Below are 25,640 nucleotides of genomic sequence, written 5' to 3'. Positions count from 1 at the left end.
AGACGACACTATGAACACCTCGCGTTTTGCAGTATGTGCGTTGGCAGGCGCGGTCACACTGGCGTTGCAGACTCCCGCGTTTGCGGAAGAATCAACTATTCTCGTGACCGGATCGGAACAGGGCAGTCAGCTACCTGAGTGGACGAACAGTGCCACCAAATCAGCCGTTGCCGAGAGTAAAACCCCACAGGTCATCAACACCATTTCCGCCACGGAGATCGAACAGCGTCACGCGAATTCGATCAACGAAATCCTGCGCTATGCGCCGGGCGTGTCGACGGAAGTGCGCGGCAATACCTCCTATATGAGTGAATATAAGATCCGCGGATTCACCGTCGAGCAGGAGTATTACAACGGTCTGCAACTGCCCTACAATGTCACCGGGAACACCAAAGCGCGCATCGATCCGCTGCTGATCGATAGTGTGGACATCCTCAAAGGCCCCGCCTCTGTGCTGTACGGCGGCGGCTCGCCGGGCGGGCTGGTCAATATTCAGGGCAAAAAGCCGCAAAACACCGCGCAAACGGAAGTGGGCTTCAACACCGGGACGCGCAATCTGAAAGAGGGCTATCTCGATTCCACCGGGCAGATTGCCGACAGCGACTGGGACTATCGTCTGCTGGGCAAAGCGACGGAAGGCGACGATCAGCCGCACACCACGCGCACGGAAAACTACCTGGTGGCGCCGTCCGTGACCTGGCAGCCAGACAGCAAAACGCGTCTGACCCTTGATGCGCTTGCGCAAAACAGCCCGAGCCTGACGCCGTCTAACCCGCTTCCGCTTTCGTATCTGCGTTCCAAATATGCCGATCGCCGCGATTATGCAGGTGACGAATGGAGCGGCTTCAAACAGCGCCAGTGGATGCTGGGCTACAGCTTTGAACACCAGTTTGATAGCGGCTGGGGCTTCAGTCAGAAAGCGCGCTATTTCGACGTGGATACGCACCAGCGCAGCATTTACTCCACAGGGCCAGGCGCAAACGTGTACGAGCTGAATCGCTTTGCTTACACCACCGACGAAGACCTGCAGAGTTTCAACATGGATAACCAGGTCACCAAAACGCTGGAGCTGGGCGACTGGAAGCACCATTTGCTGGCAGGCTTCGACTACCAGAAGCTCAATTCCCACTTCCACTATCGCTATGCGGCAAATACGCCGGGTATCGATATGCGTAACCCGGACTACACGCAGGTCAACGACGGTTCGCTCGGTCTCTACACCGCGCAGAAAAATCGCCTGAGCTATCAGCAAAACGGGTACTACCTGCAGGATCAGATCGAATTCGGCGGGCTGAATCTGCTCGGCAGCCTGCGCTACGACGACTATCGCTCCGTCACCACCGACTATCTGCAAAACGGTGATAAAGCCTGGGTATCGCAGGATCGCGTCACTAAACGTCTGGGGGCGCTGTACGCCTTTGAAAACGGTATCTCGCCGTTTATCAGCTACTCCGAAGGCTTTGCGCCCGTTTCACCGCAGGGCACGCTGACCGCTAAAGACGTCAAGCCAACCACCAGCAAACAGGTGGAAGGCGGGGTGAAATACCTGCTGGAAGAGTACGCGACCACCTTTACCGCGTCGGTGTTTAACATTCGCCAGAAAAATGTGGTCACGACCGATCCGGGCTTCCTGAACTATCGTCAGACCGGTGAAGTGGAATCGAAGGGGGCGGAATTGTCTGCCGTCAGTCGTCCGACGGATAACCTGACACTGATCGCCAATTACGCCTACACCCACGCGATCAACACGGAAGATGATAAATACCAGGGGAAACGCCCGACGCAGGTGCCGGAAAACGCCTTTAACCTGTGGGGGGACTACACCTTCGACAGCACGCCGCTGAGAGGGCTGAACCTTGGCGCAGGCGCGCGCTACACCGGGCCGATGGAGATCGCGCCGACCAACGATCAGGGTAAACTGGGTGGCACGACGCAGTACGATCTGGCCGCCTCTTATCAGATGGGTGAAGTTCTGCCGTCGCTGGCCGGGCTGACCCTGAAAGCCAGCGCGCAGAACATCACCAACAAAGAGACGTTTACCTGCTACGACGCGACAAACTGCTGGATTGGCCGCGACCGCACGGTTCAGGTGGGGGCGAGCTACAGCTTCTGATTTTCCTCTGATGTCTCACCCTCTCTTGCGTGAGAGGGTGAGAGCACCAGCCGCACAATCCTACTGCGCGGCACTCTTCTGCGCTGGCGCCACATCATCGTTCGCCGCAGGCTGAGTCGCCGGCAGGCTGTCGCACGGTTTCTCTTTCGGACAGACTAAATCAAGCATTTTCAGCGTCACGCCGTTGGTCCAGCCGAAACCGTCCTGCAACGGATACTCACCGCCGCCTCCGCCGGTGCCGGTGGTCGACACATCATATTTCTCCACCAGCTTCTGCTCGCGGTCGTAGGTATGCTGCACGTTCGTCAGGAAGCGCCAGGTGACATCCATCGCCACTTTCTTATGACCGTAGTTTTGCAGCCCTTCGGCCGCCACCCACTGCAAGGGTGCCCAGCCGTTTGGCGCGTCCCACTGCTGGCCGCTGTTGATAGTGGTGGTAGTCACGCCACCCGGTTTCAACAGGCGTGACGCGGTGGCATTCGCCACTTTATCGGCCCGCTCTTTGGAGGCGGCGTTAACGTACAGCGGGAACAGGGCGGCGGCAGTCAGCTGATTACGTACCTTTTTGCTCTTCAGATCGTAATCGGCGTACCAGCCCTCTTTGTCGTTCCACAGATGGCTCTCGATCGCTTTTTGCCGCGCGTTGGCCAGGGTTTCATAGCGGTTTGCGCGCTCGGTATCACCCGATTCCTGGCTGGCCTTGGCGAGCAATTTTTCCATTTTGAACAGCAGGGCGTTCAGATCTACCGGCACAATGCTGGTGGTACGAATAGTGCCAAGTTTTTGCGGATCGTCCATCCAGCGGGAGCTAAAGTCCCAGCCGGAGGCGGCCGCGGAGCGCAGGTCACGGTAGATTTCCGTTGCCGGACGATTCGGGTTGTTTTTGGCGGTGGTCACGTCATCGAGCCATGACTCCGGACGCGGTGTGTCGCGATCGTCCCAGTAGCGGTTCAGAATCGAGCCGTCGTCCAGTTTCACCACCCGCTTGTTGGCCTGACCCGGCTGCAGCGTCTCCACGCCCTCCATCCAGTAGGTGTACTCTTTTTCCATCTGCGGCAGATAGGTTTTCAGCGCCTCTTTATCGTGCGTGGCGAGTAGTTCGACCATCAGGGAGAAAAACGGCGGCTGTGAACGGCTCAGATAGTAACTGCGGTTGCCGTTGGGAATATGGCCCCAGGTGTCGATCTCATAGCCGAAGTTGGCCACCATATCGCTGATTTTGTCCCAGTGATCGCTCTCGGCCAGCCCCAGCATGGTGAAATAGCTGTCCCAGTAATAGACTTCGCGGAAACGGCCACCCGGTACTACATAAGGTTTCGGCAGCGGCAGCAGCGAATCCCACTTATCGGCTTTATCGGTGGTGCGCGTCAGCACTGGCCACAGGCCATCAATATGCTCGCGCAGGCTCTGTCCGGCAGGCGGAACGTATTTTTCGCCTTCAGCAGGAAGGGTAAAATTCATCTCGACGAAATGGCGCAGGTCAAATCCGCGTTGCAGATGCTGCATACGGTAATCCGCCAGAATCATCAGGGGATCGCTTTTCGGCACCGCGTCGGCGAAGGTTTTTTGATCGGGGAACAGCTTAGCGCTTTGCACGTCACTGAACAGGGGACCGAGCAGAATATCCGGCGACTGTTTTTGTGTGGAAGGTAACTCATCAGCGAAGCTCAGTGCGGCGACGCTCAGCATCGCGCCCCCCAGTGCCACACGCAGTGCCAGCGGCAGGCGTGCAGGACGGCGCATTTCAGTTCTCGTCATCGGTTTTTCTCCTTTTTATTCTCGCGAGCAGCGTCGCCGCTGCCGTCAATCACCTGAAAACCTTAGACGAATATGGCCGTTTTCGCGTGTCGAATATCCCATTTTTCGCAAAACCAGACTCTTTACCCACACAGAAATAATCAGTAATAAAGCGTTAATATATATCTACTGTTTATTGTTTTTAAATTCTTAATAGGTAATGTGATTGAATAAGCCTGAATGGATTAAGGCTCTCACTAATTACAAATGTGATCGCGTGCATTATTTATTGCCGTTTTTATGAAGAAACACTTCTTAGCGATCACATAAATTAAAAAAACATAATTAACGGATGAAAAAACGTAATGGAACCGTCGGGAACAATTAGGCGAAATATCGCTGTTTATTGGCCGCAGTAATTTATCAGGAAGGAATCCATGAGAATAAAGTTGATTGTGTTAGCCGTCAGCGTAATTTGCTCGGCGGGAGGATATGCTGCGCAACATGCGCCCACTCTGGAAGAGAAACTTGCACAGCTGGAAGCACGTCTGGAAAAGGCTGAAAGCCGGGCGGAGAAGGCCGAAGCGCAAATTGAGCAATTACAGCAACAACAGACAATCGTCGCCAAAACAGAGCCGACCGTGACGGTGGAATCAGCCGAGCCGGTCACCGCGTCGGCGTTACCGAAACTGACGCTTTCTGGCTACGGTGATATTAAATTTTACGGCGACGTCGAATTTAACATGGATGCGGCCAGCAGGAGCGGTGCATTAACGTCGATAAAAACCAGTGCGAATAAAGACTGGGCATTGGGAAATAATGAACGCTGGGATATTAACGGGCGACTGCTGTTAGGCTTTGACGGTTATCGTCGAATGGATGACGGTAATTTTGCCGGATTCTCTGTGCAGCCGCTGGCAGATCTCACCGGCAAAATGAATCTCGATGATGCCGTATTCTTCTTCGGCAATGAGAATAACTGGAAGATCAAAGTCGGGCGTTTTGAAGCCTACGATATGTTCCCGCTCAATCAGGATACCTTTATCGAATATTCCGGGAATACAGCCAACGATCTCTACAGCGACGGCTACGGCTATATCTATATGATGAAAGAGGGCCGGGGACGTAGCGACAGCGGTGGCAACTTCCTGATGAGCAAAACCCTGGATAACTGGTATTTCGAGGTCAACACGCTGCTGGAAGACGGCAGCACGCTGTTCGTCGACAAGCAATATCACGGCATCAATCTCGATAACGACAAAAACGTAGCCTATATCCGCCCGGTCATCGCCTGGCAGAGCGGACGCTTCTCAACGGCGGTGGCGATGGAGAGTAACCTCGTCAACAACGCTTACGGTTATCGCGATGCGTCAGGGCAGTGGGTCGATCAGTCCGATCGCACCGGTTACGGTTTCACGATGACCTGGAATGGGCAGCAAACCGATCCGCAAGACGGCGTTGTGATGAACCTCAATACCGCTTACATGGATGCCACGGATGAAACCGATTTTACCGCGGGGACTAACGCCCTGTGGCACAACATCGAGCTGGGCTACATTTACGCCCACAACGAGGTGGATAAATTTAACTCCGCGAATGTGTACGATAACTGCGATAACGACTGCTGGATAACCGATCCAGGCGATTACGATATTCATACCCTTCACGCGTCGTATCTCATCCCGAACGTGATGAATATGAAGAACTTTAATATCTATCTCGGGGCCTACGCCTCTTGGGTGGAGGCGCATCCGAATAAGGGCGCTGATAACAACGACGATCGCTACGGCGGCCGCGTTCGCTTCAAATACTACTTCTGATGCCTCGCCAGTCAGACCTCTTCGGGGGTCTGGCTGGTTTCCCGCAGGGTTCCCGGCGCATGGCCGACGATGCGTTTAAACGCCCGGCTAAAGGCCGCCAGCGATCCATATCCCAGCCGCAACGCCACCGTTTCAATCGCCTGATGCTCATGGCGAATGTACTGAATGGCGAGGCGCATCCTGAGTTCACTCAAATATTTGGCAGGCGTAGTGCCGGTGGCCGATAAAAACCGCTCGGCAAAGACCGAACGTGAAGTACCAGCCTCTTTTGCCAGCTCCGCCACGCTCCAGTTGACGCCCGGCTGCTGGTGCATGGCATAAATTGCACGGCTCAGACGTGGGTCGCGCAGTACCTGCACCCAGCCCGTGGCTTTTCCGCAGCCAGCTTCCACCCAGCCGCGCACGATGAGGGCGGCCACCACATCGGCGAGACGTGCCAGAATCCCGGCGAAACCGACCTGCCGGGTCATGGATTCCCGCTCCATCGCCGCCAGCAGTGGGTGGATCTCCGGCCAGGTCGACATCAGACGGCTCACCATCATCACTTCCGGCATCGCTTTGATCAGGGGCTGCATCCCGCCCAGCTCAAAATCCATACATCCGCTGAATATCACCACGTTTTCACTTTCCGGGCACGGCTCGCAGGTGATGGCGCACACGGAGTTGCAAATCGGCTCGCTGGGAAACGCCGACACCGGGGTGACAGTGGCATTTTCATCCGACAGCAGGGCGTGGGCATTGCCGTTGGGAATAAACAGCGCATCGCCGCTGCTCAGGGTAAACACCGCGCCGCTCTCCATGCGCAGCACCGCTGAACCGTGGCTGACGAAATGAAACTGCGCTTTGCCGGGGGCCTGGGTGAACGCCACGCCAAAAGGGGCGCTGGCCTCGATGCGGCGGTACTTCACGCCGGAGAGACGCATTCCACGTAAAAGCTCACTGATTAAATCGGGCGACTGAACGGTCATGGGCACAACTCCGGACGAATTATCAATAAGTGAAGATTATATGTCATAGATCGTCCAGGGGGAACGCTCTATGCTTTTGCGACGGTTGTCACATTTTTCTAACGGGAGAGCAACAGATGAATTCAACTATCGCGGCGAGCGAGGCCATAGCGCCCGCAAAACCCGCCTGGCGAGCGGTCTATTCACTGGGACTGGGGGTGTTTGGCCTGATTACGGCGGAATTTTTACCGGCCAGTTTGTTAACGCCGATGGCTGCCAGTCTCGGCGTCAGCGAAGGGATGGCCGGGCAGGCGGTGACTGCAACGGCGCTGGTCGCGCTGGTGACCGGGCTGCTGATTACGCCCGCCACCAAAAGCATCGACCGCCGCTGGGTGCTGATGTTTTTCTCTGTGCTGCAAATTATCTCCAGCCTGCTGGTGGCCTTTGCGCCGAATTTGCAGGTACTGCTGATGGGGCGCCTGCTGTTAGGCATCGCTATTGGCGGCTTCTGGGCAATGTCCACGGCCACGGCGATGCGGCTGGTTCCGGCCGATAAAGTGCCGAAAGCGCTGGCGGTGATCTTCTCCAGCGTGTCGATCGCAACCGTGGTCGCCGCGCCGCTCGGCAGCTATCTGGGCAGCCTGATCGGCTGGCGTAACGTCTTTATCCTCTGCATTCTGCCGAGCATGCTGGCGCTGCTCTGGCAGCTGTGGGTGCTCCCGTCAATGAAACCGGAGAGCAGCGGCAGTCTCGGGACCTTGCTGCGCGTGCTGCGCCGCCCTGGCATGATCGGCGGGCTATTAGCCACGGTGCTGATTTTTAGCGGTCACTTTGCCTTCTTTACCTACCTGCGCCCGTTCCTTGAAACCGTCGGGCAGGCGAGCGTCGAGAGCATTTCGCTGATCCTGCTGGGCTTTGGCCTCGCCAATTTCGTCGGCACCTCGATTGCCGGGCATCTGCTGGCGCGCAATTTACGTCTGACGCTGGCGCTGGTGCCGTTTGCAATGGGCGTTCTGGCGCTGATCATGGTGGCATACGGCCATCTGGCGATGCTGGACGGTCTGCTGGTGGCGCTGTGGGGCTTTGCCTTTGGCCTGGTGCCGGTGGGCTGGTCGACCTGGCTTGCGACCACGGTGCCGGACGAAGCCGAAAGTGCGGGTGGCTTGCTGGTGGCGTCGATTCAGTTTGCGATTGGTGCAGGTGCGGCAGGCGGCGGGGCGGTGTTTGATCTCAACGGTGCCAGCGGGGTATTCGCCGGAAGCGGCTTGCTGCTGGTGAGCGCAATGGTAATTGTCTTGATGGGCGTTCGTGTCAAAGCGGAATAACGGTTAAAAGCCGGGTGGCGGCGATGTCGCCACCCGACGCGGTTTTTAAACCCCTTTGCGATCCATCAGCAGTGCCAGATCGACCAGGCGGTTCGAGAAGCCCCACTCGTTGTCATACCAGGCGAGGATCTTCACCATATTGCCGCCGATGACCAGCGTAGAAAGCCCGTCTATAATCGATGAGCGCGGATCGCCCTGATAATCACTCGATACTAACGGCTCGTCGCTGTAGCCCAGAATGCCCTGCAATGGCCCGGCAGAGGCCGCTTCACGAAACGCGGCGTTGACCTCTTCCACCGTTACCTCCCGGCTCAGGGTGACCGTCAAATCGACAATCGACACCACCGGCACCGGAACGCGCAGGGAATACCCGGTCAGACGTCCGTCCAGCTCAGGAATCACTTTCCCCAGCGCCTTCGCCGCGCCGCTGGAGTAGGGGACAATCGACAGGGCCGCCGCCCGCGCGCCGCGCAGATCTTTCTCCGGCTGGTCGTGCAGTGCCTGGCTGTTGGTGTAGGCGTGAGTGGTGTTCATCAGGCCATGTTCGATGCCGAAGTGCTGATGCAGCACCTGCGCGGCGGGTGCCAGACCGTTCGTGGTGCAGCTGCCGTTGCTCACCACAAAGTGCTGAGCCGGATCGTACAGCCGATCGTTCACGCCCATCACCACGGTCAAATCGTCGTTTTTACCCGGGGCGGAGATGATGACGCGTTTTGCGCCGCCGCTCTCAATATGCACCGCCGCTTTCTCGCGGTCAGTGAAGAAGCCGGTCGCTTCAATCACCACGTCCACTTCGACATTACGCCACGGAATAGCGGCAGGGTCGCGCTCGCTAAAGACCCTAATCTGTCTGCCATCCACCTGCAGATGATTATCGGCAGCCTCAACGGATACCGGCAGCGTCCCTAACAGGGAATCGTATTTCAGCAGATGGGCGAGGGTTTTGCTGTCCGTCAGATCGTTAATCGCCACGATCTGAATCTCCGGGTTATCGAGGGCGGCGCGTAAGAAATTGCGACCGATTCTGCCGAAACCATTAATACCGACCTTAACCATGATGCACTCCTTAACTGTGGTGTCTGGAGTCACTGTAGGCTTAAGGTGAAATGGCGTAAATGACAAAAAAGGATCAGATTACGCCATTTTGCGACAGTGGAATCGTTGACGATACTCGCTGGGAGTAAGGTGGAGCTGTTTCTCAAACACCCGGCGCAGGTTGATGCTGCTGCCAAATCCGCTCTGCTCGGCGATGCGGTCCAGCGGCTCGCTTGTCTGCTCCAGCAGCTGACGGGCGGCGGCGAGACGGGCTTCCATCACGTAGCGTGCCGGAGAGGCGCCCGTTTCACGGGTAAAGACGCGGGTGAAATTGCGCGGGCTCATGGCCGCCTGCTCCGCCAGTTTTTCGACGCACAGATCGGCCGTGAGATTGTTAAGTATCCAGGTTTGCAATTCGCTGACCGGCCCGGCACTGGCGGATGAATTCAGGTTATAGCGGCTGAACTGCAGCTGCCCGCCGGGACGGCGCAAATACATCACCAGGTCCTGAGCCACGTCCCGCGCCAGGGTAAAACCGTAGTCCTCTTCAACCAGCGCCAGCGTGAGATCAAACCCGGAACTCACCCCACCGGATGTCCAGATGGGACCATCCTGAATATAGAGCGGGCCGCCTACGACGTTGATGGCAGGCCAGCTTTTTTGCATCGTCTCCAGCAGCCGCCAGTGGGTAGTCGCGCGACGTCCATCCAGCAGGCCGCTTTGTGCCAGCAGCATCGCGCCGCCGCAAATTGAGGCGATGCGCCGGGCATGGGGTGCGGCCAGATGCAGCCAGTCCACCACGGCGGTGCTTTCCAGCTCGTTCATCCCACGCCCGGTGATGATAATGGTATCGAGCGGCTCACGCGGATCCAGCTCCGGCAGACGATAGTCCGCCAGCAGGTTTAACCCGGACTGACCGTGGATCACCTGGTGTGGCTGGGTGGTGGCGATAATAATGCGATAGCGAGGCTGGGCGAGGCCTTCCGGATGGAGCTGGTTGGCCTGCATCAGAATGTCTGCGATACCGGCGGCTTCGAACAACATGCCGCCGTCAGGGACGATAATCAGGATTTTCTTCATGTCCTGAAAAGTATCTTTATTACACAATAAGTCAAGTCGAGAGTGGGGCGGCAGCGTTCTGCGGCTGGGTTTTGCTCATCGGGATCAGCGCAATGATCAGCGCGCCCAGCACCAGGAAACCGGCCACCATGAAGATCCCGGCGTTGAAGTTTCCGGTGACGTCTTTCATCCAGCCCATCAGCAGCGGCCCGAGTGCCGCACCGGTCATCCCGGTGGCGTTAATCACCGCAATCCCAACGGCGCGAGCGCGCAGTGAGATATAGCGATCCGGCGTGGTCCAGAAGATCACCATCGCCGCGAACGCACCTGCCGACGCCATCACAATCCCGGTGAACTGCAGCACCGCCTGCGTGCTGGAGGCGGTTAACATCCACCCCGCCGCGGCAAACAGATAGGGCAGCAGGGTGTGGATTTTACGCTCGTTCAGGCGATCGGAACGCTTACTCCACCAGACCATTGCCACAATGGTACACACCTGAGGAATGGCACTCAGCAACCCGATGGTGACATTGCTGCTGGTTTCGTTAAAGCTGCGCAGAATCAGCGGCGTCCAGACACTCAGGGCGCTGAGGGTATTGGTGAGACAGAAATAGGCCACCGTGTAGAGAATAATGATGGGGGTAAACAGTTCGCGCGCCACGCTGCGCTGCGGCAACAGCGACGTGCTCGCGTCCAGCTGCGTTTTGCGGGCAGCGATTTTATCCGCTTCCAGCATCTCCGCCAGGCAGGCTTTGTCATCTTCCGTCAGCCATTTGGCCTTCGACGGGCTGTCATCCAGCCAGAACCAGACCACCAGACCCAACAGCACGGACGGGAAACCCTCCAGCAGGAACAGCCACTGCCAGCCTTTCAGATTCAGCAGGCCGTCCATGTTCAGGATATACCCGGAGGCCAGCGAACCGAGCGCCATGGTGACCGGCATCGCAATCATAAACAGCGCGTTAGCGCGCGCACGATAATGGGCCGGGAACCAGTAGGTTAAATAGAGCAACAGGCCCGGCAAAAAGCCCGCTTCCGCAATCCCGACCAACATACGCAGCACGTACAGGCTGTTCGGTCCGGTGGCGAACATGGTGGCGGTGGACGCGATCCCCCACACCACCATCAGCACCGCGATCCAGCGTCGCGCGCCGACGATACTCAGCATGATATTGCTGGGAATACCGCAAATGACATACATCACGTAGAACAGGGTGGTCGCGAGGCCAAACATGGTGCTGGTCAGACCCAGATCTTTGCCCATTGTCAGGCCGGCAAAGCCAATGTTGATGCGGTCGAGGTAGGAAAAAACAAACAAAATAAATAAAAACACAATCAGCCGACGGAACAGCTTTTTGATCACGGCCTGCTGGCGAGGGTCCAGAGCGTCGGGCGCAGACGACGGCGGGCGCGTCTGCTCCACAGAAGAACGTTCGTTCATGAATAGCTCCACATTGCGATTATTAGAATTAGCGTACAGGTCGGCTAAACGTATAGAAAACAGCCACCGCAACCGTCAATGCAATGTGTAAAAAATGATACGTAATTGTTAATCAGTTAGCATTTTTGAATCATAATGCGATCGGGATCTCTTATACGTTTCAGCACCCGTTCAGATAGGCTTAGTCGCCGCAGATTCGCAGGGTATAATCGTTCACTCTGACGCTTTTTTTGGTAAGGAAACGCATGACAACAATAAAAAATACCCCGGACGGCGCACCTGACGATCCCGCCTTTCATCGCGAAGAGTTTCCGTTCTACTGGATCGTGAATGTGTATGCGCGCTACACGCAAATCATGGAAATTACACTAAAAAAAGCCCAGCTGGATGTCTCTCGCTTCCGGGTTCTGATGGTGACTCACCAGTACGGCAAGGCCAGTATTTCGCAGATTTCCGAATACGCGATGGCGAAAATGCCCACGGTCACCAAAATCGTCGGACGGCTGCGCGATGACGGCCTGGTCACCACCGCAAGCAGCGAACAGGACGCGCGCGTCACGGAAGTGATGCTCACGGAGGCCGGTCGCAAAAAAGTGGAAGAGGCCTACGCATACACCAGCAAAGTGTTCGAAAAAGGCTTCAAGGGCATGACGGCCAGTCAGGTCGAAAAAATGAATCTCGCCCTGGCAAAGGTACTGGATAACCTCAACGAACTGTGAGGTCAAAATATCCGATGACAAATTTGTGAACTCCGTAGTCTTTCTTTCTAAGCTTCTGTAATTTCACCATTAATTCCCTTATGCCGCGCTGAATGCTCAGGGCGGTATCCCTTTGTGATTCCCGCCATTTTGTCTTATTTTTCATCACCCTGAATCAGTAACCTTAATGAATTAAAGGTTAATTAAATGTTGCGTAAGCGTGAAATTAACGTGAAAGATTACTTGAATTTTCATCTAATTCTTCCATGATTGACCTAACGTTAGTCAGGACAAAAAGGCAGCACTGACTGCCCGCCTGAATATGATTCATTTTTTCTGGTTAAGGTATCAATCATGAAGCCAGTTTATGAGAGCAATGGTTACGTTGAGCAATTTACCCTCGGTGAGGGCGACCTGCGATTTGCGGTCAAAGACACCCTGGATATTGCCGGGCACCCGACCCGCGCAGGCTGCCCGGCGCTGGAAAACGCACCGCTGGCCCGCCAGCACGCCAGCGTGGTTGCGACGCTACTGGAAAACTACTGCCAGCTGACGGGCAAAACCACGCTGCATGAGCTGGCGTTTGGTGTCACCGGGATCAACCCCTGGAGCGGCACGCCGGTGAACCCGCGCTATCCAGAGCTGATTCCGGGCGGTTCATCCAGCGGATCTGCCGCCGTTGTCGCCTCCGGTGAGGTCGATTTCTCCCTCGGCACCGACACCGGCGGCTCCGTCAGAATGCCTGCCGCCTGCTGCGGCGTGCTGGGCTTCAAACCGGGCTACGGCGTGCTCAGCCGTCACGGGGTTATGCCTGCCCAAAGCTCGCTCGACTGCGTCGGCGTCTTTGCCCGCAATGCCACAGTGCTGCGCCAGGTGATGACCCGACTTTCCGTCGCCGTGGGGGAACCGCTCAGCGAACTGCCGCCGATGGCCTTCATCTCTGCCGCGTTACCGGAAATCGATAACCGCATTCTCAAGGTACTTGCCGCGTGCGGCGTGCGCCCTGAGCAGGCCGGGTTGCCCGCCCTGAACGATGCGCATCGCGCAGGTTTAACCCTCATCAGCCATGAAAACTGGCAGGCCTTCAGCCCGCTGCTGGCGAGCAACGCCGTCTCCGCGGATGTGGCCGCCCGTATTCGCGCCGGGGCAGATATCAGCGCCGAAGCGCTGGCATCAGCTGAACAGGTGCGCAGTGAATTCACCGCGCAGGTCGACGCACTGCTGGCAAAAACACCGCTGCTGGCGCTGGCGACACTGCCTGAATTGCCTCCTGCCCTTGAGGAGGCCGCCGATCCCCTGAGCGTGGTCAATCTCACACGCCTGGTCCGCCCGTTCAACCTCAGCGGCCATCCGGCCATTACCCTTGCGGTAGATGAACTGCATGGCCGCCCGGTATCGCTCCAGCTGGTGGCTGCCAAAGGCCACGACGGGCTGCTGGTGCAGGCCGCCGAGTGGCTCACCGGACGACGACAACCCTAAACATTCCGTTTTTCTTTGCCTGATGACTCAGTGAGTTCGACTCATTGCGGACGCGCTCGCCTCGCGCACACCGCACAACCCTTTTCGGAGGACGCCATGTCTGCCATCCATGTTCGTGAGGAGCTTGTTCCGCTATTGAGTGATGTTGCGACTCGCAGCGGCGATTTTGAGCATCAACGTCATATCTCTGACGACATCATTACCCGCTTCAAACAGGTGGGCGTCTACCGCGCCCTGGTGCCAAAACAGTACGGAGGAGACGAGTGCTCCCCGGCGCAGTTTTGTGAGCTGATTGAGCAGATCTCCACCGCCGACGGCTCGGCAGGCTGGGTAGCCAGTTTTGGCATGAGCCCGTTCTATCTCGGCGCACTGCCGCCGGAAACCCTAAAGGAACTCTATCGCGACGGGCCGGATGTGGTCTTTGCGGGCGGGATTTTCCCGACGCAAAAAGCACGGCAGGTCGACGGCGGATACCGCGTTAGCGGACGCTGGAGTTTTGCCAGCGGCAGCATGGGGGCCTCGGTGCTCGGCGTCGGGATCTTGCCCGAGGGCGATCAGGCCCTGCCGCGCATGGCGGTTCTGCCACGGGCGAGCGTGCAGATCGATCCCGTCTGGGACACCGTCGGCCTTGCCGGAACCGGCAGCCACGATCTGGTGGTTAACGATGCCTTTGTCCCGCAGGAGTGGACCTTCATTCGCGGCGGCGCGCTGAATTTCGACGGGCCGCTGTACCGTTACCCGGTGCTGTCACTGGCGACCCAGGTGCTCTCCGTGGTGGCACTCGGCGTGGCCCGCGCGGCGCTCAACGAAATCTACGCGATCGCCCATCGTCAACAGTCTGTCACCGGCGCACCGCGTTTAGCCGATCGCCAGCAGGCGCAGATGCAAATTGCCCGCTGCGAAGCCGAACTGCGCTCCGCCCGCGCCTGGTTCTATGAGGCCATCGACGACGTATGGCAGTGCCTGCTGGCCGGGAACGAGGCGAGCTGCGCGCAGATCAACGCTCTGCGACTCTCTTCCACTCACGTCACCCGCGTGGCTGCCGACGTGGCGCGTCAGGCGCTGGCGCTGAACGGCATGGGCGGCGTCACCATGGCCAGCCCGCTGCAACGTTTTGTGCGCGACACCATGGTGATCACCCAGCACGCCTTTATGGGCGATCTCTCGTACCTGAACGCCGGTACGGTCTTTTTCGGCGGAAAACCGCTGCCCGGTTATTTGTGATTTTTAACGAAAGGAGCAACAGATGAGCCAGTTAACAACCTTACGCGTGCTGTTTTGCATCGGCGTAAACCAGAACTTTTTCGACGCCAGCCCGGCGGAAGCCAAACAGGTTTGGGGTGCATTCGGCGTGATGATGAAAGGGATCGAAGAGACCCAGGGCATCCGCGTCATCGGCAACATGGATGACGACCAGCTGATGGTCGGCCCGTCCACTACCGCCCCCTGGACCACCTACGTGCTGGCAGACGCGGAGAAACTGGAAAACGTGGCGGCGGTCTGCAACCTGTTCCGCACCACGCCGGTGGGTGAGAGCGGCAGCAAGCTGTGGAAGTACTGCAAAATCGAAGCCCGCGTGGGCCGTGAACTGATTATTCAGGGCTAAGACCATGAACGCACAGGATGCGCTGCGCTTACAGCAGCTTGAAGACAGCCAGGCGGCCCGCGTGTGTATCAGCGATTACATGCGCCTGTGCGACCAGCTTGACAGCCCTGAAACCGTGCAGGCGATTGGCGCGCTCTTTACCGCCGACGCCTGCTGGGAAGGGCTGGGCGAACCCTACGCCTCGCGGCTCGGTAAACATCAGGGCCGCGAAGCGATTATCACCCTGATGGCGAGCTACGTGCGACAACCCGCCCATTTCGCCATGAACGCGCACTTTCTCTGCTCCGAGGCGCTGAGCCACACGCCGGACGGCGAACTGCGCGGACGCTGGTTGATGCTGCAAACCTCGGCCTTTACCGCCGGTGGCGCGCACCTGAACGCGGCGGAAATCTGCGTCACCTTTGCGCGCGACGCGAACGGCATGGCGATGCGCCACTTCACCACCCGCAACCTGTTCAGCCGACCGGTGGACCACTGGCATGCGTCGGATGCGTTACCTGTCCCTGAGAAAAATAACGACGTGCAGGAGAAATAGACATGCAATGTGATCACCTGATAACCATCAAAAATATCGACACTTCGCCGCAGGCGATACCGGACGCGGCAGAGATAGCGGCGCTGGTGCAGTCCGACCGCGTACACACGTCGCTCTACACCTCGGACGATCTGTTCCAGCTCGAACTGGATCGCATCTTCGGCAAGACCTGGGTCTGGGTGGCACACGCCAGTGAAATCCCGGAGACCGGGAGCTTTAAAACCACTGAGCTAGGCACCCAGCCGGTGATCGTGGTGCGCGACCGCAAAGGTAACGTTCACACGCTGCTTAACCGCTGCCGCCACCGCGCGGCGACGGTGTGCGAACACCGCAGCGGCAAAACCAACAGTTTCGTCTGCCCGTACCACGGCTGGGGCTACGCGCTGGACGGCAGCCTGCGCGGCGTGCCGCATCCGGAAAGCTACGCCGACCAGCTGGAAAAAGGCGAGCTGGGGCTGATTTCCCTGCGCACGGAACAGTACGCGGGGATGATTTTCGCCACCTTTAACGATCAGGTCGAACCGCTGGAAGAGTTCCTCGGCGCGGCGAAAAAATGGATGGACCTGTTTATGAAGCAGGGGGCGGGCTACCCGATTAAAACCGGGCCAGCCCACCGTTTCCGCTTCCCCGGCAACTGGAAAATCCAGCTGGAAAACACCACCGACGGCTACCACTTCCCCGTGGTTCACCGCTCGTTCCTCAGCTCCGTGGATAAGCAGACGGAAGAGATGCTGAATTTCGTTGACGGCAGCGGCTACGTCGAAGACCTGGGCAACGGCCACAGCGTAATGGTGATGATCCCGGAGCTGGTGGATCTCGACGCCAACCTCGACGCGCCGATCCCGGAGCGCTTTGAGGCGCTGGCAGAGGCCCTGCGTGCCGACCACGACGAACAGCAGGTGCGCCGTATCGTGCGCGCCGTCGGCGGCTCCGGTTTTAACCTGAATATCTTCCCCAACATCGCCTGTTCGATGGCGTTTTTCCGCGTACTCCAGCCGATTTCCGTGAATGAAACGGAAATCCACCACGCGGTGATCACCATGGACGGCGGGCCGGAAATTGCCAACCAGGCGCGTCTGCGTCTGCACGAACACTTCCAGGGGCCGATGGGCTTCGGCACGCCGGATGACTCGGAGGCCTGGGAGCGCGTACAGCGCGGGGCAACGGCGGGGGATGATCTCTGGATCATGCTCAATCGCGGGCTGGCGGGAGAGTACCGCACCGACGACGGCCTGCGCAGCGACGTCAGCGCCGAAACCGGGATGCGCGCCGCCTACCAGCAGTGGAAAAAACTGATGACGGAGAGCGAAAAATGATGACCCCAGAATCTGAACTCTTTGCCGCCGTGACGCTGATTAACCTTGAGGGCGACTTGCTCGATCAGGGTGAATTCAGCGCCTGGCTGGATCTGTGGCAGCACGACGGTCTGTACGTCGTCCCGATCGACCCGAACGAGACCGATTTCAAAAACACCCTGAACTACGCCTGTGACGATCACTACATGCGCGAAAAACGCGTTCACCGTCTCTACAGCGGGGAGTCGATTTCGACCACGCCGCGCGCACGTACTCTGCGCACGCTGTCGCGTTTTCGACTGCTGGAATCACAGGACGGCCTGATCGTGGTGCGCGGGGCGCAGTCCCTGTGGGAACACCGCAAAGGTCACAGCCGCCATTACGCGGCGGATATCACCTGGCAGCTGCAGCGCGAAGGCGGCCGCCTGCGCATCCAGCAAAAGGTGATCCGTCTGGTCAACAGCGACGATGTGCTGCACAGCATCGGCTACATCCTCTGAGGCATCGCTCATGACGCAAACCGTATTAGTGACCGGCGCGGCAGCCGGCCTGGGAAATGTTATCGCGGAACACCTGCTGGCGCAGGGGTTCCAGGTGGTGCTGACGGACGTTGACGCCGCGCGTGCGCAACAGGCGGCGGACGCTCTGGACCACGACAACGTACTGACGCTGGGGCTGGATATCCGCCAGCCGGCGGACTTCACCCGTGCCCTCGATGCCACGCTCGCCCGTTTTGGCAGCTTACAGGTGCTGGTAAACAACGCCGCGCTGACCCTCGCCACGCCGGTGATGGAGATCGGCATCGACGAGTTCGACCGGGTGCTCAGCACTAATCTGCGCGGCACCTTTGTCGGCTGCCAGACGATGGGACGCTACTTTGCCGCTCAGGGCTACGGTCGCATTATCAACCTGGCCTCCCTCGCCGGACAGAACGGCGGTACCGCGTCCGGCGCCCATTACGCGGCGTCAAAGGGCGGCATTTTGACCCTCACGAAAGTCTTCGCCCGCGAGCTGAGTCGCTCGGGCGTGACGGTCAATGCTATTGCGCCCGGTCCCATGGATCTGCCGACGGTACACGCCCTGGTACCGGAAGAAAAAATGGCCGGGCTGCTGCAGATGATCCCGGTCGGGAAACTCGGCGAGGCGGAGTTTGTTGCCGAAGCCGTGGCGTTGCTCGCTTCACCGCAGGCGTCGTTTGTCACCGGGGCCACCTGGGACATCAACGGCGGCCTGTTTATGCGCTGAGGAGTTCTCATGCTGACATTACAGGTCATCCAACGTGAACTGCAGGGCGAGGTAGTTCTGCTGACCCTGGCGCGCAGGGATGGAGGCCCGCTTCCAACGTTTAGCGCAGGTGCCCATATCGACCTGCACCTGAGCGCCGATCTGATTCGCCCGTACTCCCTGTGCAGCGACCCGCAGAACAGCCAGCACTACCAGCTCGGCGTGCTGAAGGAGATCAACTCGCAGGGTGGATCGCGGGCGGTACATGCCCTGTGCGAAGGCGATGAAATTCAGGTCAGCGAGCCGCGCAACCTGTTTGTACTGGACGACAGCGCGGCATACAGCCTGCTGATCGGCGGCGGAATTGGTATCACGCCCATGCTGGCGATGGCCGCAGAGCTGCACGCCGCCGGACGCGCGTTCTCGCTGCACTACTGCGCCCGTTCGCGTTCACAGGCGGCGTTTATTCCGCAGCTGGAAAATGCACCGTTCGCCGGGCGAGTGCATCTGCACTTTAGCGATGAGCAGCGCCTGGATCTGGCGGCGGTGCTGTGCGACGTCCCTGACAACACTCACGTTTACACCTGCGGCCCGACGCGGCTGATGGATGCGGTGACCGATCAGGCTAACGCGCAGGGGTACGGCGCTGAGCAAATTCATCAGGAGTGTTTCAGCGCCGAGGTCCAGACCGGCGGCAGCGCGTTTGAGGTGGTGGCGGCAAGCAGCGGGATCACCGTGAAAGTGCTGGAAAACCAGACCATCGTCGAGGCGCTGGCCGGGGCCGGGCTGAAGGTAAATGTGTCGTGCAAGCAGGGGATTTGCGGCAGTTGCCTGACTGACGTGCTGGAAGGCGAGCCGGATCACCGCGACCACTACCTGACCGACGAAGAGAAAGCCGAGGGCGATCAGATCCTGCTGTGCTGTTCCAGGGCGAAATGCCCCCGTTTAGTTATCGATTTGTAAGGAATCACTTATGACACTGCAAACAGAATTTCGTAACGCGATGGCGCAGCTCGGCAGCGCAGTTTCGGTGATCACCACCGACGGCCCGGCGGGGAAATTTGGCTTTACCGCGTCGGCGGTCTGTAGCGTGACGGATCAGCCTCCGACGCTTCTGGTGTGTATGAACCGCAACTCTTACGCCCATCAGCATTTCAAACAAAACGGCACCCTGTGCGTCAACGTGCTTTCCGGCGATCACCAGGGGCTGTCCGGCGTTTTCGCCAACGCCAGTCTGCGATCGGAGGAGCGCTTTCTTCACGACAGCTGGCAGGTAATGAGCAGCGGCGCGCCGGTGCTCAGCTCGTCCGTCGCCAGCTTCGATTGCACCATAGACACCTGTCACGAAGTGGGCAGCCACAGCGTTTTCTACTGCCAGGTGCAGGCGATTCGCATCAGCGAGCAGCCGCGCGGGCTGGTCTACTTCAACCGCCGCTATCACACCGTCGGTGGCGATGTGCAGGCGTAAGCCCACCACAACAAGAGGGGACGCGCGTCATGAGTAATGTCGTCACTGAAAGTACCGCTACCACCGCCACCGGCAGCCAGGACGCGCAGCAGATGCGCAAACTGGTTGTGGCCTCGGTGCTGGGGAATGCGCTCGAGTGGTATGACTTTTTTCTGTATGGCACGGCGGCGGCGCTGGTGTTTGGCCCGCTGTTCTTCCCGGTCGGCGGCGATCCGCTTCAGGGCACGCTACTGGCTTTTTCAGGTTTCGCGGTGGGTTTTCTGGCGCGGCCGCTGGGCGGGATAGTCTTCGGGCATATCGGCGATCGCTACAGCCGCAAAATGACGCTGATCATGACCCTGACGCTAATGGGCGCCACCACCTTTGTGATCGGTCTGCTGCCGGTCTACGCGCAGATTGGTCTCTGGGCACCGCTGTCGCTCATCACTCTGCGCTTCCTGCAGGGCGTGGCGTCGGGCGGGGAGTGGGGCGGCGGCGTGCTGATGCTGAGCGAAAACGCGCCCGCTTCGCGTCGTGGGTACTACACCGCCTGGAGCCAGATGGGGGTTTCCGGTGGATTTGTCCTCTCGGCGTTCGCCTTTTACCTGGTGCAGCAACTGCCTGAATCGGACTTTATGCGCTGGGGGTGGCGCGTGCCGTTCCTGTTGAGCATCGTCATCTTTTTAGTCGGCGTTTATATCCGCAAAAACATCCGCGAGAGCAAGGCGTTTACCCAGGCGAAGCCGGACGAGCAGCACGAAAAAATCCCGCTGCTGGTACTGATTCGCGACCACCCGAAAGCGCTGCTGCAGGCGATTGCTCTGCGCCTGCCGGAGAACGGCGCGTCCTACATCTTCTTTACCTTCTCGGTGGTCTACGCCCGCCATATCGGCATCAGCACCGGGGAGATCATCAGCGCCGTAACACTGGCGATGCTGGTGGAGTTCTTCTCGATTCTGTTCTGGGGCGCGCTGTCAGACCGCATCGGCCTCAAGCCGGTCTATTACATCGGCGTGATTGGCCTGCTGGTGATGGCGTTCCCGTTCTTCTGGCTGCTCTCCACCGGCACGTACGGCTGGATCATGCTGGCGATGTTGCTCGGACTGCCGTTCTGCCACGGGGCGATGATCGGCACTCAGCCCTGCATCATGAGCGATCTCTTCCCGGTGCGGGTGCGCTACTCCGGCCTGGCGCTGGGGCACGAAGTGGGATCGATATTTTCCGGCGGTCTGGGACCGATGCTGGCGGTGGCGTTGCTGATGGAGTTCAACGCCTCGTGGCCCGTCTCCCTGCTGCTGGTGGTTTACGCGCTACTGGCGTGGATTGCCCTGCGCAGCCTGCCCGGTAACAACAAAGAGGCTCAGGAATGATTGATAAACGGATTGCCACGCTGGATGACGCAGTGGCGGATATTTTTGACGGCGCGACGGTCATGGTCGGGGGTTTTGGCCCGGCGGGGCAGCCGTCGGAACTGTTGGATGCGTTAATCCGCCGTCGTCCGCGCGGACTGACCCTCATCAGCAATAACGCCGGTAACGGCGACTATGGCCTGGCGGCGCTGCTGAAAGCCGGATGCGTGAAGAAGGTGATCTGCTCCTTCCCGCGCCAGGTGGATTCATGGGTGTTTGACGATTTGTATCGTCGCGGCGAGGTTGAGCTGGAGCTGGTGCCGCAGGGCAATCTCGCGGCGCGTATTCAGGCGGGCGGCTCAGGGTTAGGCGGTATTTTTACGCCCACCGGCTTTGGCACCGAGCTTGCCGAAGGCAAAGAGACGCGTCGCATCGACGGCAGAGATTACGTGTTTGAACTGCCGCTCAAAGCCGATTTTGCGCTGATCAAAGCCCTGAAAGCCGACCGCTGGGGCAACCTGGTGTACGACAAAACTGGCCGCAACTTCGGTCCCATTATGGCCGCCGCCGCTCGCTGCACCATCGCGCAGGTGAGCGAGTTTGTGGCCCTCGGCGAACTGGACCCGGAAGCGGTGGTGACGCCGGGCATTTTTGTCCAGCGCCTGATTAACGCGTCCGCCACGTCACTCAAGGAGACAGCGTGAACACATTGACTCACCAACAGCTTGCCGAGCGCATCGCCCGGGATATTCCCGAGGGGGCTTACGTCAATCTCGGCATCGGCATGCCGACGCAGATTGCTAACTATCTTCCGGCGGATCGCGAGATTTTCCTGCACAGCGAAAACGGCATTCTCGGCATGGGGCCGGCGCCTGCGCCGGGAGAGGAGGACCCGGAGCTTATCAACGCCGGAAAACAGCCGGTGACGCTGCTGGCGGGCGGCTGCTATTTCCACCACGGCGACTCCTTCACCATGATGCGCGGCGGGCACCTGGATATTTGCGTGCTCGGGGCTTATCAGGTGTCGGCGTGCGGGGATCTCGCCAACTGGAGCACCGGTGCGCCGTCGTCCATTCCTGCCGTCGGCGGGGCGATGGATCTGGCGATTGGCGCGAAGCAGGTGTTCGTGATGACCGAACATCTGACCAAAAAAGGCGAGTGCAAAATCGTTGAGCAGTGTAGCTATCCCCTGACCGGGATGGCCTGCATCGATCGCATTTACTCCGATATGGCGGTGATGGATATCACCCCCGAAGGTGTGGTGGTGCGTGAACTGTTTGGCGATGTGACTGCTGAGTATTTGCAGTCCGTGACGCCGGTCGCGCTGTCCTTTGCGCTGCTGACCGACGACGCCACGGCGTAAAGGAGAACACATGGAAATCGAATTCCGCCTTGATGGCCCTGAGGGCGCGCCGCTGCTGGTGCTGTCGAACTCTCTCGGTACCACCTGGGCGATGTGGCAGGCACAACTCCCGGCGCTGACGCAGTATTTCCGCGTGCTGCGCTACAACACGCGCGGACACGGGCGCTCCGCCGTCGGACAGCAGCCCGTCACCCTTGAGCGACTTGGCCAGGATGTGATTGCGCTGCTGGATCACCTCGACGTGGAGCGGGCCTGTTTTTGTGGGATTTCACTCGGCGGCCTGACCGGGATGTGGCTCAACCGCCACGCGCCAGAGCGTTTTCATCGGATTGTGGTCGCCAATACCGCAGCGCGGATTGGGCAGGAGGAGGGCTGGCGGCAGCGCGCGGCACGGGTGCGCGAGCAGGGGATGGCCCCCGTCGCCGAGAGCGCAGCCGACCGCTGGTTTACATCTGCGTTTCGCCACAGCAATCCGGAGGTGGTTTATCCGCTGATCGAACAGCTCGCCGCGACCCCAGCCGAGGGCTACGCCGCCTGCTGCGACGCGCTGGCCGTCGCCGAACTGCACGATGACCTTACGCACATGTCCCGTCCGATGCTGGTGATTGCCGGGGAGTACGATCCGGTCACTACGCCCCGTGACGCCGAGACCATCGTGTTGAATGCACCACACGCGCACGTTCTCATTTTACCGGCGTCGCACCTCTCGAACGTGGCCTGCGCGGCGGCGTTTAACCAGCATGTGACCACTTTTCTCACCGCAGGAGCCGCACATGAGCTTAACCATTGAATCCATCACCTGCTGGCTAGTGGATATTCCGACTATTCGCCCGCACAAACTGTCGATGGCGACCATGGGCTGCCAGACCCTGACCATTGTGCGCATGACCTGCGCCGACGGCGTGGTCGGCTGGGGGGAGGCCACCACTATCGGCGGGCTGAGCTACGGTGCGGAAAGCCCGGAAGGGATCCGCTCGGCGATTGAGACCTATCTCGCGCCGCTGCTGTGCGGCCAGGCATTCCGCGGCGTGGCGGCCCTTGCGGAGAAGATGAATGCCAGCGTGAAAGGCAACACCTTTGCCAAATCGGCGCTGGAAACCGCGTTTCTCGATGCGCAAGGAAAACAGCTGAATGTGCCCGTCAGCAGCCTGCTCGGCGGCGCACTCACTTCCCGTCTGCCGGTGCTCTGGACGCTGGCGAGCGGCGATACCGCCAGGGATATCGAGGAAGGCAAACGCCTGCTGGCGCAAGGGCGGCACAACACCTTCAAACTGAAAATCGGCGCGGGCGAGCTGAACAACGATATTCGCCACGCGCTGGCGATTAAGTCGGCGCTGGGCGAAGAGGTCAGCATTCGGGTGGATGTGAATCAGGCGTGGGATCTGACGAGCGCGATCAAGGGGATGGCGCTGTTACAGGCGGGCGGCATCGACCTGGTCGAGCAGCCCATTCCGCTGTGGGACACCCGCGGCCTGATCGCCCTGAGCCAGCGCTTTAGCCTGCCAATTCTGGCGGACGAGGCGGTGGCCACCGCTTATGACGGATATGCCCTGGCGAGCGGCGGGTTTACCGGCGCGTATGCGCTCAAAATTGCCAAAGCGGGCGGCCCGGCACAGGCCCTGAAGCTGGCGCACGTGGCGCAGGCCGCAGGCGTTGCGCTGTACGGCGGCACGATGCTGGAAGGTACGCTCGGCACGGTGGCGTCATTGCACGCCTGGTCGACGGTGAAAATGCAGTGGGGCACCGAAATGTTCGGCCCGCTGCTGCTGAAAGACGACATCATCGTATCCCCCCTCGATTTCAGCGACGGCCAGGTGACCTTACCGCAAGGGCCGGGGCTGGGCGTTGAGATTGACGAAGACAAACTGCGTTATTACGCCAGAAAATAAAGGAGCCTCTCATGCTATTTAAAGTGGAAATGACGGTGAATATTCCCTCCTCGCTGCCTGTCGCACAGGTGGAGGAAATAAAGGCGCAAGAAAAAGCCTATTCGCAGCAATTACAGCGCGAAGGCAAATGGCTGCATATCTGGCGGGTGGTCGGGCAATACGCCAACGTCAGTCTGTTTGACGTGAAAGATAATCAGGAGCTGCACGACATATTAACCGGCCTGCCGCTTTTTCCTTATATGGAGATTACCGTGCAGGCGTTGTGCGCTCATCCGTCGTCTATTTATTTTGAAAAGTCGTAACAGCGAATAAAAACCTTACCCTACAAGAGGAATACGCAATGTCAGTGAATCCGGCAAAACAAACAGAACTGGAAACGTTACTCGCGATCAGCAGCGGATTAAATGCCACGCAGGGCAACCCGCGTTTTAAAGCGATTATGCATCAGCTGCTCGGCGATCTGTGTCTGACCATTAAAAAGTTTGATATTACCGACGAAGAATTCTGGCTGGCGGTGAACTATTTAAATGAGCTGGGCGAGCGGAAAGAGGCGGCGCTGCTGGCGGCAGGGTTAGGGCTGGAGCACTACCTCGATATGCGCGCCGACGAAAAAGAGGCGGCGGCGGGGAATGACGTCGGCACCCCGCGCACCATCGAAGGGCCGCTGTATGTGGCGAACGCGCCGCTCAGCGAGGGCTATGCCCGCATGGATGACGGCAGTGAGGACGCGGAAACCCTGTGGCTGCACGGCACCATCACCGATCTGGAGGGGAAACCGGTGGCCGATGCCATCGTCGATATCTGGCACGCCAACACCCTCGGCGGCTACTCGTTCTTTGATGCTTCCCAGAGCGAATACAACCTGCGCCGCCGCGTGCAGACCGGGCCGGATGGCCGCTATGCGGTGCGCAGTATCGTCCCTTGCGGCTACGGTTGCCCGCCGGATGGTCCAACGCAAAAACTGCTGAACGGACTGGGGCGTCACGGTAATCGTCCGGCTCACATCCATTTCTTTGTCTCTGCGCCCGGCTTTAAACATCTGACGACCCAGATTAACCTCAATGGCGATCAATATTTGTGGGACGATTTTGCCTTTGCCACCCGCGAAGAGCTGATTGCCGACCCGGTTAAAATTACCGACAGCAAACTGTCGCAAGCGCGTGATATTAACGGTCCCCATACGGAGGTAAGCTTTAATTTCGCGCTGGTGGCAAGTGACGATAGCCAGCAAGAAGAACGCGGGAAACGCGCCCGCGTGAAAGAATAATACACGGCGCA

At 58.9% G+C, this 25,640-nt stretch carries 25 protein-coding genes; 20 read left to right on the top strand and 5 right to left on the bottom strand.

What is annotated here, in order from left to right:
* The first annotated feature begins 10 nt into the window (after positions 1–10).
* On the top strand, positions 11–2,113 hold the full coding sequence (locus ABIE11_RS04470) for a TonB-dependent siderophore receptor (protein WP_429184053.1): 2,103 nt from the start codon (positions 11–13) through the stop codon (positions 2,111–2,113).
* A gap of 60 nt (positions 2,114–2,173) precedes the next feature.
* Here ABIE11_RS04470 and ABIE11_RS04465 read toward each other — a convergent pair whose 3' ends face one another.
* On the bottom strand, positions 2,174–3,871 hold the full coding sequence (locus tag ABIE11_RS04465; RefSeq protein WP_429184052.1) for an alpha,alpha-trehalase: 1,698 nt from the start codon (positions 3,869–3,871) through the stop codon (positions 2,174–2,176).
* 416 nt (positions 3,872–4,287) lie between these two features.
* On the opposite strand from ABIE11_RS04465, the gene ABIE11_RS04460 reads away from it, so the two are divergent.
* Positions 4,288–5,670: a carbohydrate porin gene (locus ABIE11_RS04460; RefSeq protein ID WP_429184051.1), complete on the top strand. Its 1,383-nt coding sequence runs from the start codon at positions 4,288–4,290 to the stop codon at positions 5,668–5,670.
* 11 nt (positions 5,671–5,681) lie between these two features.
* On the opposite strand, the gene ABIE11_RS04455 is transcribed toward ABIE11_RS04460, so the two are convergent.
* On the bottom strand, positions 5,682–6,638 hold the full coding sequence (locus ABIE11_RS04455) for an AraC family transcriptional regulator (RefSeq protein ID WP_100779853.1): 957 nt from the start codon (positions 6,636–6,638) through the stop codon (positions 5,682–5,684).
* A 116-nt stretch (positions 6,639–6,754) separates the two neighbouring features.
* Between ABIE11_RS04455 and ABIE11_RS04450 the strand changes: the two genes are divergently transcribed.
* Entirely contained in the window at positions 6,755–7,942 is a 1,188-nt protein-coding gene (locus tag ABIE11_RS04450) for an MFS transporter (protein WP_100779854.1), read from the top strand.
* A 45-nt stretch (positions 7,943–7,987) separates the two neighbouring features.
* On the opposite strand, the gene gap is transcribed toward ABIE11_RS04450, so the two are convergent.
* From gap to hpaX, 3 genes are all read right to left on the bottom strand, one after another.
* Complete coding sequence (gene gap, locus ABIE11_RS04445; RefSeq protein WP_429184050.1) at positions 7,988–8,998, bottom strand: type I glyceraldehyde-3-phosphate dehydrogenase; 1,011 nt, start codon at positions 8,996–8,998, stop codon at positions 7,988–7,990.
* Positions 8,999–9,076: 78 nt separating this feature from the next.
* Entirely contained in the window at positions 9,077–10,057 is a 981-nt protein-coding gene (locus ABIE11_RS04440) for a GlxA family transcriptional regulator (protein WP_100779856.1), read from the bottom strand.
* Between the two features lie 31 nt (positions 10,058–10,088).
* On the bottom strand, positions 10,089–11,477 hold the full coding sequence (gene hpaX / locus ABIE11_RS04435) for a 4-hydroxyphenylacetate permease (protein WP_123427640.1): 1,389 nt from the start codon (positions 11,475–11,477) through the stop codon (positions 10,089–10,091).
* A gap of 245 nt (positions 11,478–11,722) precedes the next feature.
* Here hpaX and ABIE11_RS04430 point away from each other — a divergent pair, with 245 nt between their 5' ends.
* From ABIE11_RS04430 to catA, 17 genes are all read left to right on the top strand, one after another.
* On the top strand, positions 11,723–12,196 hold the full coding sequence (locus tag ABIE11_RS04430) for a MarR family winged helix-turn-helix transcriptional regulator (protein WP_312154325.1): 474 nt from the start codon (positions 11,723–11,725) through the stop codon (positions 12,194–12,196).
* A 333-nt stretch (positions 12,197–12,529) separates the two neighbouring features.
* A complete protein-coding gene (locus tag ABIE11_RS04425) occupies positions 12,530–13,654 on the top strand; it encodes an amidase (RefSeq protein ID WP_429184049.1) in 1,125 nt (374 codons plus the stop codon).
* 96 nt (positions 13,655–13,750) lie between these two features.
* On the top strand, positions 13,751–14,878 hold the full coding sequence (locus ABIE11_RS04420; protein ID WP_429184048.1) for an acyl-CoA dehydrogenase family protein: 1,128 nt from the start codon (positions 13,751–13,753) through the stop codon (positions 14,876–14,878).
* 22 nt (positions 14,879–14,900) lie between these two features.
* Entirely contained in the window at positions 14,901–15,260 is a 360-nt protein-coding gene (locus ABIE11_RS04415; protein WP_429184047.1) for an IacB protein, read from the top strand.
* A gap of 4 nt (positions 15,261–15,264) precedes the next feature.
* Entirely contained in the window at positions 15,265–15,795 is a 531-nt protein-coding gene (locus ABIE11_RS04410) for a nuclear transport factor 2 family protein (protein WP_429184046.1), read from the top strand.
* 2 nt (positions 15,796–15,797) lie between these two features.
* Entirely contained in the window at positions 15,798–17,111 is a 1,314-nt protein-coding gene (locus ABIE11_RS04405; protein WP_429184045.1) for an aromatic ring-hydroxylating oxygenase subunit alpha, read from the top strand.
* Positions 17,111–17,590: an aromatic-ring-hydroxylating dioxygenase subunit beta gene (locus tag ABIE11_RS04400; RefSeq protein ID WP_429184271.1), complete on the top strand. Its 480-nt coding sequence runs from the start codon at positions 17,111–17,113 to the stop codon at positions 17,588–17,590. Before ABIE11_RS04405 ends, ABIE11_RS04400 begins: the two co-directional genes overlap by 1 nt.
* A 10-nt stretch (positions 17,591–17,600) precedes the next feature.
* A complete protein-coding gene (locus ABIE11_RS04395; protein WP_429184044.1) occupies positions 17,601–18,335 on the top strand; it encodes an SDR family NAD(P)-dependent oxidoreductase in 735 nt (244 codons plus the stop codon).
* Between the two features lie 9 nt (positions 18,336–18,344).
* Positions 18,345–19,277 (top strand): PDR/VanB family oxidoreductase, encoded by a 933-nt coding sequence (locus ABIE11_RS04390; protein WP_429184043.1) that lies wholly within the window; start codon positions 18,345–18,347, stop codon positions 19,275–19,277.
* Between the two features lie 10 nt (positions 19,278–19,287).
* Positions 19,288–19,782: a flavin reductase gene (locus tag ABIE11_RS04385; protein ID WP_100779866.1), complete on the top strand. Its 495-nt coding sequence runs from the start codon at positions 19,288–19,290 to the stop codon at positions 19,780–19,782.
* 92 nt (positions 19,783–19,874) lie between these two features.
* Complete coding sequence (locus ABIE11_RS04380; protein ID WP_429184270.1) at positions 19,875–21,131, top strand: MFS transporter; 1,257 nt, start codon at positions 19,875–19,877, stop codon at positions 21,129–21,131.
* Positions 21,128–21,814, top strand: a complete 687-nt coding sequence (locus tag ABIE11_RS04375; protein ID WP_312068914.1) for a 3-oxoacid CoA-transferase subunit A — start codon at positions 21,128–21,130, stop codon at positions 21,812–21,814. Before ABIE11_RS04380 ends, ABIE11_RS04375 begins: the two co-directional genes overlap by 4 nt.
* The gene (locus ABIE11_RS04370) at positions 21,811–22,473 is read left to right on the top strand and encodes a 3-oxoacid CoA-transferase subunit B (RefSeq protein ID WP_429184042.1); all 663 of its coding nucleotides are present in this window, start codon (positions 21,811–21,813) and stop codon (positions 22,471–22,473) included. Before ABIE11_RS04375 ends, ABIE11_RS04370 begins: the two co-directional genes overlap by 4 nt.
* Before the next feature lie 10 nt (positions 22,474–22,483).
* Entirely contained in the window at positions 22,484–23,263 is a 780-nt protein-coding gene (gene pcaD, locus ABIE11_RS04365; RefSeq protein WP_429184041.1) for a 3-oxoadipate enol-lactonase, read from the top strand.
* On the top strand, positions 23,247–24,362 hold the full coding sequence (locus tag ABIE11_RS04360) for a muconate/chloromuconate family cycloisomerase (protein ID WP_429184040.1): 1,116 nt from the start codon (positions 23,247–23,249) through the stop codon (positions 24,360–24,362). Before pcaD ends, ABIE11_RS04360 begins: the two co-directional genes overlap by 17 nt.
* An 11-nt stretch (positions 24,363–24,373) precedes the next feature.
* Positions 24,374–24,664, top strand: coding sequence for a muconolactone Delta-isomerase (gene catC, locus ABIE11_RS04355; RefSeq protein WP_429184039.1), 291 nt, complete (start codon positions 24,374–24,376; stop codon positions 24,662–24,664).
* 38 nt (positions 24,665–24,702) lie between these two features.
* Positions 24,703–25,629 carry a catechol 1,2-dioxygenase gene (gene catA / locus ABIE11_RS04350; protein WP_123427664.1) on the top strand — a complete coding sequence of 309 codons (927 nt, stop codon included), beginning with the start codon at positions 24,703–24,705 and terminating at the stop codon, positions 25,627–25,629.
* The last annotated feature ends 11 nt before the right edge of the window (positions 25,630–25,640 follow it).

This window comes from Lelliottia sp. 489, from assembly GCF_050435885.1.
Classification (GTDB): Bacteria; Pseudomonadota; Gammaproteobacteria; order Enterobacterales; family Enterobacteriaceae; genus Enterobacter; species Enterobacter nimipressuralis.
Note: the sequence above shows the minus strand (reverse complement) of the source record. Positions and strands in the feature narration are given on the sequence as shown.

Bases quoted from the DNA above. Each gene is read 5' to 3' on its own strand.
- ABIE11_RS04470 (WP_429184053.1), top strand. From the start codon at position 11: ATGAACACCTCGCGTTTTGCAGTATGTGCGTTGGCAGGCGCGGTCACA.
- ABIE11_RS04465 (WP_429184052.1), bottom strand. From the start codon at position 3,871: ATGACGAGAACTGAAATGCGCCGTCCTGCACGCCTGCCGCTGGCACTG.
- ABIE11_RS04460 (WP_429184051.1), top strand. From the start codon at position 4,288: ATGAGAATAAAGTTGATTGTGTTAGCCGTCAGCGTAATTTGCTCGGCG.
- ABIE11_RS04455 (WP_100779853.1), bottom strand. From the start codon at position 6,638: ATGACCGTTCAGTCGCCCGATTTAATCAGTGAGCTTTTACGTGGAATG.
- ABIE11_RS04450 (WP_100779854.1), top strand. From the start codon at position 6,755: ATGAATTCAACTATCGCGGCGAGCGAGGCCATAGCGCCCGCAAAACCC.
- gap (WP_429184050.1), bottom strand. From the start codon at position 8,998: ATGGTTAAGGTCGGTATTAATGGTTTCGGCAGAATCGGTCGCAATTTC.
- ABIE11_RS04440 (WP_100779856.1), bottom strand. From the start codon at position 10,057: ATGAAGAAAATCCTGATTATCGTCCCTGACGGCGGCATGTTGTTCGAA.
- hpaX (WP_123427640.1), bottom strand. From the start codon at position 11,477: ATGAACGAACGTTCTTCTGTGGAGCAGACGCGCCCGCCGTCGTCTGCG.
- ABIE11_RS04430 (WP_312154325.1), top strand. From the start codon at position 11,723: ATGACAACAATAAAAAATACCCCGGACGGCGCACCTGACGATCCCGCC.
- ABIE11_RS04425 (WP_429184049.1), top strand. From the start codon at position 12,530: ATGAAGCCAGTTTATGAGAGCAATGGTTACGTTGAGCAATTTACCCTC.
- ABIE11_RS04420 (WP_429184048.1), top strand. From the start codon at position 13,751: ATGTCTGCCATCCATGTTCGTGAGGAGCTTGTTCCGCTATTGAGTGAT.
- ABIE11_RS04415 (WP_429184047.1), top strand. From the start codon at position 14,901: ATGAGCCAGTTAACAACCTTACGCGTGCTGTTTTGCATCGGCGTAAAC.
- ABIE11_RS04410 (WP_429184046.1), top strand. From the start codon at position 15,265: ATGAACGCACAGGATGCGCTGCGCTTACAGCAGCTTGAAGACAGCCAG.
- ABIE11_RS04405 (WP_429184045.1), top strand. From the start codon at position 15,798: ATGCAATGTGATCACCTGATAACCATCAAAAATATCGACACTTCGCCG.
- ABIE11_RS04400 (WP_429184271.1), top strand. From the start codon at position 17,111: ATGACCCCAGAATCTGAACTCTTTGCCGCCGTGACGCTGATTAACCTT.
- ABIE11_RS04395 (WP_429184044.1), top strand. From the start codon at position 17,601: ATGACGCAAACCGTATTAGTGACCGGCGCGGCAGCCGGCCTGGGAAAT.
- ABIE11_RS04390 (WP_429184043.1), top strand. From the start codon at position 18,345: ATGCTGACATTACAGGTCATCCAACGTGAACTGCAGGGCGAGGTAGTT.
- ABIE11_RS04385 (WP_100779866.1), top strand. From the start codon at position 19,288: ATGACACTGCAAACAGAATTTCGTAACGCGATGGCGCAGCTCGGCAGC.
- ABIE11_RS04380 (WP_429184270.1), top strand. From the start codon at position 19,875: ATGCGCAAACTGGTTGTGGCCTCGGTGCTGGGGAATGCGCTCGAGTGG.
- ABIE11_RS04375 (WP_312068914.1), top strand. From the start codon at position 21,128: ATGATTGATAAACGGATTGCCACGCTGGATGACGCAGTGGCGGATATT.
- pcaD (WP_429184041.1), top strand. From the start codon at position 22,484: ATGGAAATCGAATTCCGCCTTGATGGCCCTGAGGGCGCGCCGCTGCTG.
- ABIE11_RS04360 (WP_429184040.1), top strand. From the start codon at position 23,247: ATGAGCTTAACCATTGAATCCATCACCTGCTGGCTAGTGGATATTCCG.
- catC (WP_429184039.1), top strand. From the start codon at position 24,374: ATGCTATTTAAAGTGGAAATGACGGTGAATATTCCCTCCTCGCTGCCT.
- catA (WP_123427664.1), top strand. From the start codon at position 24,703: ATGTCAGTGAATCCGGCAAAACAAACAGAACTGGAAACGTTACTCGCG.